The 12,700-nt window shown below is 76.0% G+C and carries 7 protein-coding genes; 1 reads left to right on the top strand and 6 read right to left on the bottom strand.

Features of this window, described 5'->3' with window-relative positions; genetic code table 11:
- From LPA54_RS02155 to LPA54_RS02165, 3 genes are all read right to left on the bottom strand, one after another.
- Positions 1-6,141, bottom strand: a complete 6,141-nt coding sequence (locus LPA54_RS02155; RefSeq protein WP_228973334.1) for a type I polyketide synthase — start codon at positions 6,139-6,141, stop codon at positions 1-3.
- A gap of 127 nt (positions 6,142-6,268) precedes the next feature.
- The gene (locus LPA54_RS02160) at positions 6,269-7,120 is read right to left on the bottom strand and encodes an alpha/beta fold hydrolase (RefSeq protein WP_228973335.1); all 852 of its coding nucleotides are present in this window, start codon (positions 7,118-7,120) and stop codon (positions 6,269-6,271) included.
- A 756-nt stretch (positions 7,121-7,876) separates the two neighbouring features.
- The gene (locus LPA54_RS02165; RefSeq protein ID WP_228973336.1) at positions 7,877-8,191 is read right to left on the bottom strand and encodes a response regulator transcription factor; all 315 of its coding nucleotides are present in this window, start codon (positions 8,189-8,191) and stop codon (positions 7,877-7,879) included.
- Positions 8,192-8,662: 471 nt separating this feature from the next.
- On the opposite strand from LPA54_RS02165, the gene LPA54_RS02170 reads away from it, so the two are divergent.
- Positions 8,663-9,601: a beta-ketoacyl-ACP synthase 3 gene (locus tag LPA54_RS02170; protein WP_228973527.1), complete on the top strand. Its 939-nt coding sequence runs from the start codon at positions 8,663-8,665 to the stop codon at positions 9,599-9,601.
- Between the two features lie 54 nt (positions 9,602-9,655).
- Here the strand turns inward: LPA54_RS02170 and LPA54_RS02175 are convergent, their stop codons facing one another.
- The 3 genes from LPA54_RS02175 to LPA54_RS02185 form a co-directional block, all read right to left on the bottom strand.
- Positions 9,656-10,993, bottom strand: coding sequence for an erythromycin esterase family protein (locus tag LPA54_RS02175; protein WP_228973337.1), 1,338 nt, complete (start codon positions 10,991-10,993; stop codon positions 9,656-9,658).
- 88 nt (positions 10,994-11,081) lie between these two features.
- Positions 11,082-11,831: a thioesterase domain-containing protein gene (locus LPA54_RS02180; RefSeq protein WP_228973338.1), complete on the bottom strand. Its 750-nt coding sequence runs from the start codon at positions 11,829-11,831 to the stop codon at positions 11,082-11,084.
- Between the two features lie 15 nt (positions 11,832-11,846).
- Positions 11,847-12,662, bottom strand: a complete 816-nt coding sequence (locus tag LPA54_RS02185) for a winged helix-turn-helix domain-containing protein (RefSeq protein WP_228973339.1) — start codon at positions 12,660-12,662, stop codon at positions 11,847-11,849.
- Positions 12,663-12,700: the final 38 nt, after the last annotated feature.

The following is a 12,700-nucleotide window of genomic DNA, read 5'->3' on the forward strand; positions in this document are numbered from 1 at the left end:
TCAGCCCACCCCCAAGTCGTTGTCGATCAGGTCGAACAGGTCGTCGGCGGACGCCTCGTGGATGCGCTCCCGGTCCGGGCCGCCGCCGCCCCCGGCCCCTGTCCCCGCCGCGTCGTCGAGCGCCGCGAGCAGGGAGCGCAGCCGGGTGCGGACCGCCGCCGTGTCGCAGTCGGCGACCGCCGGGAGCAGCCCGGCGAGCCGGTCCAGCTCCGCGTGGACGTCGGGCGCCGCCGCGTCCCGCGCCCCGGCGGCGTGCTCGTCGAGCAGCGTGCTCAGGTGCGCGGCGAGCGCGGACGCCGTCGGGTGGCCGAACACCAGGGTGGACGGCAGGGTGAGGCCGGTCGCCCGTCCCAGGCGGTTGCGCAGCCGCACCGCGCCCAGCGAGTCCAGGCCGAGGTCCTTGAAGGGGCGCTCCGGGTCGACCGTGCCCGCGTCCTCGTACCCGAGGACCACGGCGACCTCCGCGGCGACCGCCGCGAGCACGAGCGCGTACCGCTCGTCGGCCGGGGCGGCGGCGTGGCGCGCGGGCAGCGTCGCGGCAGGCCGGTCCGCGGGTCCGTGCCCGGCCGGCACCAGGGCGCGCAGTACGGCGGGCAGCGACCCCTCGCGGGCCTGGGCGCGCAGGGCGGCCGGGTCGAGCCGGGCGGGCAGCAGCACCGCGTCCGGCGTGCCGTGCACCGCGTCGAACAGGCGCAGCCCCTCGTCGGTGGTGAGCGGCGCCAGCCCCGATCTGCCCAGCCTGGCGACCCCGCTGTCCCCGAGGTGCCGGGTCATGTCGCTGGCCTCCTCCCACAGCCCCCAGGCCAGGGACAGCGCGGGCAGCCCCCGGGCGCGCCGCCACTGCGCGAAGGCGTCGAGGAACGTGTTGGCCGCCGCGTAGTTGCCCTGTCCGGGGCCGCCGACGGTGCCCGCGACCGAGGAGAACAGCACGAACGAGGCGAGCGGCAGCGACGCGGTCAGCTCGTGCAGGTGCAAGGCCGCGTCCACCTTGGGCGCCAGCACGCGGTCCAGCCGCTCGGGTGTCAGCGCCTCCAGGAGGCCGTCGTCGAGGGTGCCGGCGGAGTGGACGACGGCGGTCAGCGGATGCGCCGGGTCCACCGACGCGAGGAGCGCCGCCGTCGCCGACCGGTCCGTGACGTCGCAGCCCGCGACGGTGACCCGGGCGCCCAGGCCGGCCAGTTCGGCCGTCAGCTCCGGCACGCCCTCGGCGTCCGCGCCGCGGCGGCTGACCAGGAGCAGGTGCCGGGCGCCCCGCTCCGCGGCGAGGTGCCGGGCCAGCGCGGCGCCGAGTCCGCCGGTGCCGCCGGTGATCAGGACGGTGCCGTCCGGGTCGAAGGCGAGCGGCCCGCCGGCTGTCCCGCGGACCTTGACGGCGCGGGGGACGTACGGCGCGCCGTGCCGTACGGCGACCTGGGGTTCCCCCGTGGCGAGCGCGACCGGCAGCAGGTGCGCGGGGTCGTCGCGGCCGTCGGCGGGCAGGTCCACCAGGGTGAAGCGGCCGGGGTGCTCGGATTGCGCGGTACGCGCCAGCCCCCACAGCGGCGCCAGGTCGGGGGCGGCGGCCTCGCCGGGGGCGGCGGCCACGGCGCCCCGGGTGACCAGCACCAGCCGCGTGTCGGCGAACCTCCCGTCGGCCAGCCAGCCGCGCAGCAGCGCCAGGGTGTGGTGGGCGCGGGCGCGGGCCGCCCGCGCGGTGGGCGCGGCGTGCGCCGCGGGGACGAGCGCGACCACGGTGTCCGGTACGGGGCCGCCCGCGTCGAGCCCGGCGACGAGGCCGGGGAGGCCGGGGTGGGTGGGGAGGCCGCCCGTCGTCGTCCCGTCCTCGGCCAGGACCACCCAGCGCCCGGACCCGGGGCCGGGGGCCGGGCTCGGGGCCGCCACCGGCTGCCAGTCCACACGGAAGAGGCGGTCGGCCGGTCCTCGCGCGCCGGCCAGGCGCTCCGGGGCCACCGGGCGGGCCACGACCGAGTCGACGGCGACCACCGGGGCACCCGCCGCGTCGACCGCGGACATCCGTACGGTGCCCTCGCCGAGCGGGGTGAGGGACACCCGCAGACGCGTGGCGCCCGGCCGGTGGACGCGGACGCCGGACCAGGAGAACGGCAGCCACGCCTGCCCGGCGGACGCCCCGTCGGCGTCGGCGAGGTCGGTCAGCCGGGCGTGGAACGCGGCGTCGAGCAGGGCCGGGTGCACCCCGTACCCGTCGGTGCCCCCGTCGCCGACCACCGAGGCGTCCACTTCGGCGAGGAGCGTGCCGCCGTGCCGCCAGGCGGCGCCGAGCCCGCGGAAGGCGGGCCCGTAGCCGAAGCCGCGGTCGGCGAGCCGGTCGTACAGGCCGTCGACGTCCAGCGGTTCGGCGCCGGGCGGCGGCCAGGGCGCGGGAGCGGGCCGGTCGTCGGGTGCGGGGGAGGGGTCGGCGTGCGCCGGTCCGGGGGCGAGGAAGCCGCCGGCGTGGCGCGTCCAATCGCCGCCGCCGCCGCCGTTGCCGTTGCCGTCGCCGGTCGTGTCGGCCGGTCGGGAGTGGATCGCCACCGGCCGCCGTCCCCGGGCGTCCGGGGCGCCGACCGACGCCTGGAGGTCGACGGCTCCCCCGGCGGGGAGCACCAGCGGCTCCTCGAGGGTCAACTCCTCGACCAGGTCGCAGCCCGCGTGCGAGGCGGCGAGGACGGCCATGTCCACGAAGGCGGTGCCCGGCAGCAGGACCGTCCCGTGGACGGCGTGGTCGTCGAGCCAGCCGTGCGTGCCCGGCGAGACCCGCCCGGTGAACAACCACCCGTGGCCGTCCGCGAGTTCGGTCGCGGCGGTCAGCAGGCGGTGCCCGGTGGGGCGCAGCCCCGCGCCTCCCGCGGCGGCGCCCGCGGCGAGGCGCGGCGCCGCCCAGTACCGGGTCGGCTCGAAGGCGTACGTGGGGAGGGCGACGGCACGCGCGGTGGCCGGGTCGAACACCGCGTCCCAGTCGATGGGCACCCCGTGGGCGTGGGCCGCGGCCAGGGAGGCGGTGAACTGCTCCTGCTCCCGCTCGCGGCGGCCCGAGCCGAGGACGGTCACGGCGGCCCGGCCGGCCCCTCGTCCCCGTCCCGCCGCCCCGTCACCCGTCGCCTGCTCCACCGCCCGCTCCGCCGTCTGCTCCACGGCGAAGGTGAGGACGGGGTGCGGACTGATCTCGACGAACGTGGTGTGCCCCGTGTCGAGCAGCGCGCGGACGGTCTCCTCGAACCGCACGGTCCGGCGCAGGTTCCGGTACCAGTAGCCGGCGTCGAGGCGGCTCGTGTCGAACTCGCCCCCGGTGACCGTGGAGTGGAAGGGCACCTCCCCCGAGCGCGGCGCGATCGGTGCCAGGATGTCGGCCAGGCGCCCTTCGAGCGGTTCGACCCGGGGGGAGTGCGAGGCGTAGTCGACGGGGATCCGCCGGGCCCAGACGTCCTCGGCGGCGCAGCGGGCGAGCAGCCCGTCCAGGGCGTCGGAGTCCCCCGAGACCGTGAGGGACGACGGTCCGTTGACGGCGGCGACGGATATGAGCCCGTCCCACTCCTCCAGGAGCGGCCGGAGCCGCTCGGGCGACGCCGTCACCGACGCCATGCCGCCGCGCCCCGCCGCACCGCCCCGCTCGGCGAGTTCCGCGATGGCCTTGCTGCGCAGCGCCACGACGCGGGCGGCGTCCCGGAGCGAGAGGCCCCCGGCGACGTACGCGGCGGCCATCTCGCCCTGCGAGTGCCCGACCACGGCGTCCGGGTGCACGCCGTGGTGGCGCCAGAGCGCGGCGAGCGAGGCCATCACCGCGAACAGCGCGGGCTGGACGACGTCCACCCGGTCCAGCGGGGGAGCGCCCGGCGCCCCGCTGAGGACCTCGTCGAGGGCGAAGCCGGTGTGGGGCGCGAGCGCGGCGGCGCAGGCGCCCAGCTCGTCGGCGAACACCGGGTGGCGGGCGGCGAGTTCGCGGCCCATGCCGATCCACTGCGAGCCCTGGCCGGGGAAGACGAAGACGGTCCTGCCGGGACGGGCGCGGGCCAGGGTCACCTGGTCCGCCTCCTCGCCCCGGGCCACCGCGTCGACCGCGGCGAGGAGTTCGGCACGGGTGGCGCCGGTGAGCGCGGCCCGGTGGTCGAAGTGGGCGCGGGTGTGGGCGAGGGCGGCGCCGACCTGCGCGGGGGTCGCGTCCGTCCGTACGGTGGTGAGGTGGGTGTGCAGGCGGCGGGCCTGGGCGCGCAGGGCGGCCGGCGTCCTGGCGGACAGCACCCACGGCACCGCGGGGGGCGCCGGCGTCGGGGCCGGTTCCGAGGCCGAGGCCGGGGTCGGGGCCGGGGCGGGGGCCTCGGAAGCGGGTGCCTCGGTCCGCGGGGCGGGCGCCTCCTCCACGAGGACGTGGGCGTTGGTCCCGCCCACGCCGAAGGCCGACACGCCGGCCCGGCGGACCCGCTCGCCGCGCGGCCACGGGACGGGCTCGGTGAGGAGGGCGACGCCGCCGCCGGACCAGTCGGCCTTGGGCGTGGGACGGTCGACGTGGAGGGTCCGGGGGAGCGCTTCGTGGCGGAGCGCCTGGATCATCTTGATCAGTCCGCCGACGCCGGCGGCGGCCTGGCTGTGCCCGATGTTGGACTTCAGGGAGCCCAGGCGCAGCGGCCGTCCGGTGGGGCGGCCCGGGCCGAAGACGGCCGCGAGGGCGTCGATCTCGACGGGGTCGCCGAGCGTGGTGCCCGTGCCGTGCCCCTCGATCGCGTCGACGTCGTCGGGGCGCAGGCCGGCGTCGGCGAGCGCCTGGGTGATGACGCGCTGCTGGGAGGGGCCGTTCGGGGCGGTGAGGCCGTTGCTGGCGCCGTCCTGGTTGACGGCCGTGCCCGGGATGAGGGCGAGGACGCGGTGGTGGTTGCGGCGGGCGTCGCTGAGGCGTTCCAGGAGGAGGACGCCGACGCCCTCGGCCCAGCCGGTGCCGTCGGCGGCCTCCGCGTACGAGCGGCACCTGCCGTCCGGGGAGAGCGCGCGCTGCCTGCTGAACTCGGTGAAGACCTTCGGTGTGGCCATCACCGTGGCGCCGCCCGCCACGGCGAGCGCGCACTCGCCCCGCCGCAGGGCCTGCACCGCCAGGTGGACGCCCACCAGCGACGACGAGCAGGCCGTGTCGACGGTGAGGGCGGGGCCCTCGAAGCCGAAGGCGTAGGCGACCCTGCCCGACAGGACGCTGCCCGCGGAGCCGATGCCCCAGTAGCCCTCCAGCTCGGCGGGGCCGGACCGCGCCACGCCCTCGTAGTCCTGGCCGCTGCTGCCGACGTACACGCCGGTCCGCGACTTCCTCAGGCGGCCCGGGTCGATGCCGGCGTCCTCCAGGGCCTCCCAGGCCGTCTGCAGGAGCAGCCGCTGCTGCGGGTCCATCGCCAGGGCCTCGCGGCGTGCGATGCCGAAGAACTCCGCGTCGAAGTCGGCGACCGGGTCGAGGAACCCGCCGGCGCGGGCGTAACTGGTGCCGGGTTGCTCGGGGTCGGCGGAGTAGAGGCCGTCGAGGTCCCAGCCCCGGTCGCGGGGGAAGTCGGAGACGACGTCCCGCCCGGCGGCCACCAGCTCCCACAGGGCGTCGGGGGAGGTCACGCCGCCCGGGTAGCGGCAGGCCATGCCCACGACGGCGATGGGGTCGCCGACGGCGTCCGGGGCCGGGTCCGCGCCCTCCGCCTCCCGGTCGGGGGCGTCCTCCCGCGGGGCGAGGCCGAGCAGGTCGAGCAGGTGGTCCGCCACGGCGGCCGCCGTCGGGTGGTCGAAGAGGAGGGTGAGCGGCAGGTCGAGGCCGGTGGCCGCGCTCAGCCGGCCGGTCAGTTCGACGGCCGCGAGGGAGTGGTAGCCGTAGTCGCGGTACGCCATGTCGGGGTCGATGTCGAGCGGGTCCCTGCCCGCGAGCTCCGCGGTCTCCGCGCGGACCAGGTCGAGCAGGGCCGCCCGGCGGCGGTCGGCCGGGAGAGCGGCCAGCCGTCCGGCCGATCCGTCCGCCGGCGCCGGCTCCCCGGCCGCCTGCCCGTCCCGCGCCCGGGCCCGTACGTCCCCGGCGCCCCGGGCCCGTACGTCCCCCGCCCGTACGTCCCCCGCCCGTATGGACTCGGCCGGTGGGTCCTCGGCCGGTCCTGTCCGCCGGGTCCGCTCGTCCATCGGGTCAGCCATGCCGTCCTCCACGTCGTCTCCCTGCGCCCCCGCGCCTCGCCGCCGCCCCCGCGTGCGGGGTGCGGCCACAGAGTTCCGTCGTCCGCCCCGGTGAGGCCCCCGACGGGGGGCCTCACCGGGGGGCCTCCTATGCGGAGGCGGTCCCGCCCGTCAGGAGGAAGGACCGGATGTGTGCGCTGAGCTGTTCCGGCTGGTCCTCGGGAATGAGGGTGTAGCTGTCTTCGATCTCGACGAGCCGGCCCTTGGGCAGCAGTTCGGCGAGCTTGCGCCCGTGCTCGGGCGGCATCACCTTGTCCTCGGCGGCCCACACGACGAGCGCGGGCCGGTCGAAGTCGCGCAACTTGTCCGCCCAGGCGAGCAGTTCCGCCTTCGGCGGGACCCCGAGCACGTACTTGCGCAGGTCGCGGCGGATCTCCTCGGAACTCCACAGCGGTGCGAACCAGGCGTCCATCACCTCGTGCGGGACCGGCCGCTTGCTCATCCAGCCCCAGGTCATGGGCAGTCGGCGCATCGGCTTCCACTTCAGCAGCTTGAAGGCGACGTTGATGCCGCCCGGCAGCTTCGCCGAGGTGAAGAGGTTGCTCCCGGGCAGGCCCGGCGGGAAGTTGTCGAACGCCTCGCACGAGGTGATGACCAGTCGCCCGACCCGCTCGTCCCGACCCGCGGAGACCAGGGCCTGCGCGCCGCCCCAGTCGTTCATCACCAGCGTGACGTCGCGCAGGTCGAGCCGGTCGAGGAACTCCGCGACCAGCCCCGCCACTCCCGCGATCGACAGGTCCGCGTCCGGCTTCATCGGCCGGCGGTGACCACCCAGCGGCAGCGTGGGCACCACGCACCGGAAGTCGGAACGCAGGGACGCCACCACGTTGCGCCACAGGGACCCGTCCATCGCGACCCCGTGCAGCAGGACCACGACCGGCTTCTCACCCCCGGTGTCCTGATACTCCACCGTGCCAGCCGAAAGGTCCACCTCAGCCATTTCACATCTCCTCGGAGCTGTACGGGTTCGGGGGGTCGCGAAGGGATGCGCGCACCGGACACCACACTCGACGCCCAGCTGGGCGGCGTCACTGCCACCCGGACGGGTGAGTGGGGGTAAGCAAAACACCTCGGGCTGCTTTTCGCCAGCAACGACCGCACCAGAAACGATCATTGCCCTTTGGGGCAATGGCCGGCCGGCAGCCGCCTGAGTACTGTGGCGACTTCCGTATCGCAGCCGTCCGCCGCGAGGTGAGCGGCGTGGGCGCGGACGAAGCGGAGAGTCGACGCCGTCCACCCGGACAGGGGTGTTCTCGAATGGCGATTCGACGGGAGCGACGCCGTGAGGCGCCGGAAATCGGCGGTATCCCGCGAGGAGTGCCCAGATGAACACCCACCGGACCGCCGCCCCTCGGCGCGGCGTCGAAACGGGAGCCGCCAGGGTCCCTCTCCGGCAATTCACCGACCGTGCCGTTTCTCCCCGCTTTTTCTCCCGCGTTCTCACCCGCGCCGGCATCGGTGGTGGTGACGGCGGTCTCCCGCGAATGCGGACCGCCGCGTCATTCCGCCGGGCGCATTTCGCGCGAGGCGCCTCCCGGCGAGCCGCGGGGCGTTTCACGTTCCACGGCCTCGACGCACCGGTTGAACACCCGGCGGCGTCCCGCGTCCCTTCCGCGCCGGGTGTCCCGGCGCGTGCGGTGGCCTTCGCGGCGCGCCCGTCGCCCCGGCCGGAAGGGGCCCCCTCATGAGGGCGCGGTCACGGCGTGTCCAGGCCCCGCGGTCCGCTCAGCGGGTGGTGCGCCCACTCCGCCGACAGCAGCGCGGCCTCCACCCGGGACCGCAGCCCGAGCTTCCGCGTGATGCTGGTCAGATGGGCCTTGACGGTCCGCTCCGCGATGCCGAGCCGGCGGGCGAGCTCCCGGTTCCCCTCGCCGTCCGGCAGCACGCTGAACACCTCCAGCTCCCGTGGCGTCAGCACCCGCAGGGCCGACCGTTCCACCGACGCCAGGCGGCCGCCGGCCCCCGTGCGTCTGTCGGCCCCTCCGCCGGTCTGCGGCCTCTCCCCGTGCATGCGTTCTCCCACTCCTTGAGGAAGTCGTCACCTCGGGAGGGGTCGGATCGTCTCGGCTCACCCGACCGGACGCCCCCCTTCGGCCCGACAGCGGACGAGGCGGCCTCCGGACAGTCGGCCGCCTCCGTGGCGTCTGTGACGTACGTCACTCGCACTGTACTCGCGCGGCGAGGGGGCGCCGGTCGAAACCCGGTTCGATCGCCCCGTGCTCCGGACCGCCCAGGGAGCGTAGGGCGCGGCGGTGGTTCCGATCAAGCCGTCGCCTGACTGGTTGACCGTTCAACTCCCGGCGCCCGCAGGGGAATTCCGCGCCCGTCGGGGTGCCGGCTCCATCGGCCTTCCGGCCGTCCACCGTCGCAGAGAGCTTGAGGTGACCGTATGTCCTCCCCTTCCTCCACGCCGACCGGCTCCTCCGCGCCGACCGGCTCCTCCGCGCCGACCGGTTCACGCGCCCCGGCCGGGGCCGGCGCCGTGGCCGGTTCCCGGATCGCGGCCGTCGCCGGCGTCCGCCCGCGACGGATCGTCGGCAACGAGGAGCTGGGCAGGGGACTGGGCGTCACCGCCGAGTGGATCGAGCGGCGGGTGGGCGTCCGTGAACGGCGGTTCGCCGGACCGGAGGAGACCGTCACGGGGATGGCGGCCGGTGCGGCCGCCAAGGCCCTCTCGGCGGCGGGCCTCGCCCCCGCCGACATCGACCTGCTGGTCCTGGCCACCTGCTCCATGCCCTCGCCCATGCCGAGCGGCGCGGCGTCCGTCGCCGCGCTCCTCGGCGTCCCGCACATCGCGGCCTTCGACGTCAACGCCGCCTGCGCGGGGTTCTGCTACGCCCTCGGCGTCGCCGACGGCCTCATCCGCTCACGCACCAGCCGCCGCGCCCTGGTCATCGGGGCCGAGCGGATGACCGACTGGGTGGACCCGGGCGACGTGGACACCGCCACCGTCTTCGCCGACGGGGCGGGCGCCGCGGTCGTCGTCGCCGCGGAACGGGCGGGCATCCACCCGGTGGAGTGGGGCGGGGACGGCGACAAGGCCGGGCTGATCGCCATCCCCGACCGGCACGGCAGCGTGACCATGCGGGGCCAGGCCGTCTACCGCTGGGTGACCTCGGAGCTGACCGCGGTGGCGGCGGCGGCCTGCGCGCGCGCCGGGATCACCCCCGCCGACCTCAGGGGCTTCGTGACGCACCAGGCGAACCTGCGGATGATCGAACGGCTCGCGGCGGACCTCGGTGCCACGAACGCCGCCGTGGCCCGGGACATCGTGGAGACCGGCAACACCTCCGCCGCGTCCGTGCCGTTGGCGCTGTCCCGGCTGATCGACCTCGGCCGGGTCCGCCCCGGGGACCCGGTCCTGCTGATGGGCTTCGGCGCGGGCCTCAGCTACGCCGCGCAGGTGGTCGTCTGCCCCTGACGGCACGGGGCGGGCCGGCGCGGGGTGCGCGCCGGCCCGCCACCGGGGCCGTGGTCAGGTCGGGGGCGCCAGGAGGCGGGCCGGCGTGACGTGGTGGAGGTGGAAGAGGAGGTCGTGGGAGGCCGTCGGGGCCACCTCGTGGGGGCGCTCCGGGTAGGAAGTGCCGATGTTGCGGGTGGGGCGGGGGGTGTTCAGCCACGTGTGGGCCGCGGCCGGGGCCGTCCGCAGGTCCACGAGGTAGTCGCCGGGGCGCACCCGGTTCAGGAAGCGTTCCGTGCTGCCGTTCGGCGGCGCGCCCACGGTGTGGACGCGCGCCCTGCCGTCGGTGCCCGTCGCGTTGAACGAGCCGGCGCCGAACGTCACGGCGGCGCTCACGTACCGCGCCCCCAGCCGCTCCCGCAGGAACGCGCCCTGCATGCGCGGGTAGCGCGGGTCCGAGGTCTGGTACGAGATGTGGCTGTTGTGCGCCGACAGCAGCACCTTGTGACCCGTCCGCTCCTGCCACCAGGCGACGTTGTCCGCCATCAGCCGGTCGCGGTAGCCCATGGACGCCCGCAGCTGCTCCGCGTCGTCGAAGTCGAACGCGTACCCCCGCGCGGTCTGCGCCAGGGCCCGCGCGTGCTGCACGGCCCAGGCGTGGGCGTCCTTCGTCGCGCCCGCCGGGACCGGCTGCCGGGCGAGCAGGGACAGGGCCTCCTCCGCGCGCTCGGCCAGCGCGCGGCGCTCGGCCAGGGGCCGGTCCAGGTACGCCTTCATGTACGCGCCCGCCGATGTGGTGGGCCGCATCCCCCGGTACAGGGCGGTGAGGCGCGGCAGCAGGTCGGGCCGGTACCGGGCCGCGTACCGCAGGACCCGGTCGTACTGCTCCGGCCCCGCGTACGCGAAGTCGTCGCCCATGAACCGCAGCGGGTCCTTCGGGTGCCGGACGTTGTACGCGCGCATCCACTCCACGAGGGCGAGGTACTCCTCGGTGTTCCACCACGCGTACGTGTCCTGGAACTCCTCCCGCATGATCCGCCGCGGGTCGCCCTCGCCGGTCCGCACGTACGCGTCCAGCCGCAGGCCGCTGCTCCAGCTCGTCTCCAGGGCGAAGGTGCGGAATCCCTCGTGCTCCACCAGGTAGCGCAGGACGCGGTGCTTCAGGGCGAAGAACTCGTGCGAGCTGTGCGTCGCCTCGCCGAGCCCGACCACCTTCGCATCGCCCACCATGCGCCCCAGGGGCCGCAGGTCGGCCAGGTCGCCGTCCGGCCCGGTGGTGCGCAGGGGGTGGGCGCCGCTCTCGGCGGCCCGCAGGGCGCGTTCCTCGGGTGGCGGGAGCGTGCCGGAGCCCAGGGCGCCCGCGCAGAGCAGCAGAAGCAGAAACAGGAGGGGTACGGACCGGTTTCGCGTCATACCGACCATGCTCCGCTCCGGCGCGCATCCGGAACATCCGACGCACCCCCGGCTTTTCCGGCGGGCTGACCCGACCGCCGGTATGCCGCTAAACCGGAAGAGGCCGCGCCGGTTCCATGGCGGCTCGGGCCACCCGCCCGACCGCCGGCACCAGGTAGAAGTGGTCGCCCTCCAGCACCGTGAGGGTGAAGGAACCCGAGGTCAGCGCGGACCACCCGGCCGCCTCCTCGGGGGTGACCTGCGGGTCGCGGTCGCCCGTCAGCGCGTGGACGTCGGCGTGCAGCGGGGGAGCGTCGGCCCGGCGGCGGTAGGCGTCGATCAGGTGGTAGTCGTTGCGGATGACGGGCAGCAGCAGCTCCCGCAGGTCGGGGTCGTCGAGCACGGCCGCGTGGGTGCCGCCCAGCGACCCGACCGCCTCGACCACCTCGTCGTCCGTCCGCAGGGCCGGCCCGGCGGCCCCGTCCGGTGACCGCCCGGAGACGCACAGGCGGGTGACGTGGGCGGCCCCCGCCCCTTCGAGGCGCAGCAGCGTCTCGTACGCCACGGCCGCGCCCATGCTGTGGCCGAAGAACACGGTGGGCAGCGGCGGCAGGGCCAGCAGCGCGTCGGCGACGGCCGCCGCGAGCGGGTCCATGGTCGGGACGAGCGGCTCGCGGAACCGGTTCTCGCGGCCCGGGTACTGCACCGCCAGAAGTTCCAGCGAGGGGTCCGCGTACCGGGCCCAGGGGCGGTAGAAGCTGGCCGCGCCGCCCGCGTGGGGGAAGCAGACCAGACGGCGGGCGGCCCGGTCGGGCCGGGTGTGGCGGGTCAGGTACGGCGAGGGGATGGAAGGGGGCATGCGGGGGTCCGATCGTCAGTCGAGGATGGCCTCGCCCAGCGGGGTGAGGCTGTGCACCGCCAGGTTCTGCCGGCGCTCCGTGGTCACGAATCCGGCACGGCGCAGAATGGTGAGGTGTTTGCTCGCGGAGGGGTTGGATATCCGTAGGCGGTCGGCCACCTGACCCGTCGACCGGGTCTCCCGCAGAGCCGCCAGGACGTCGGCCCGCGTACGGCCCAGCAGGGCGTGCAGGGCCTGTTCCCCCTCACCGCCCTGCCAGAGCGAGGCGGCGGCGTCCGCGTCCGGGGTGACGCCGTACACCAGGATCGGCAGGCCCTGCCAGCCCACGCGGTCGTCGATCAGGAGCGGCTGCGGCGCGAACAGGGACGGGACCAGCGTCATGCCCCGGCCGCCCAGGCAGGTGCGCCGGGACGGCTGCGCGTTGTCGACGCGGAGTACCGGGGCCTCCCACCGGATGGCGTCGTGCCGGCTGTTGAGGACCTGCTCCATGCCGCCGGCGAGCATCGCCCGGCCGGCGGCGTCGCGCTCCGCCTTCAGTAATCGCCGGACGCGCTCCCAGAACGGCTCGACGGCCACCGCGGCGAACGTGTCCGTCTCGCGGGGGAGGGGCGAGGTCAGCGTCTCCACGAGGGACGCGGAGGGCTCCGTCACCGGATGCGTGGCGGACGCCCTCCGCAGCCGGTGCCGGACCGCCCGCCGCCATTCGGCCAGCGCGTCACGGCGCTGTTCCCCCAGCCGCCCCCAGGCCATGTGCGTCTCGAACGCCATGCCCAGGGTGCTGATGACGCGCACCCGGGCCAAGTCCTCCACGTTGAGGCACAGTTCCAGCACGACGAAAGCTCCCCCCGGCAGTCGACCAAGATCATATG

The sequence above is a fragment of the Streptomyces sp. DH12 genome (assembly GCF_020873895.1).
Classification (GTDB): Bacteria; Actinomycetota; Actinomycetes; order Streptomycetales; family Streptomycetaceae; genus Streptomyces.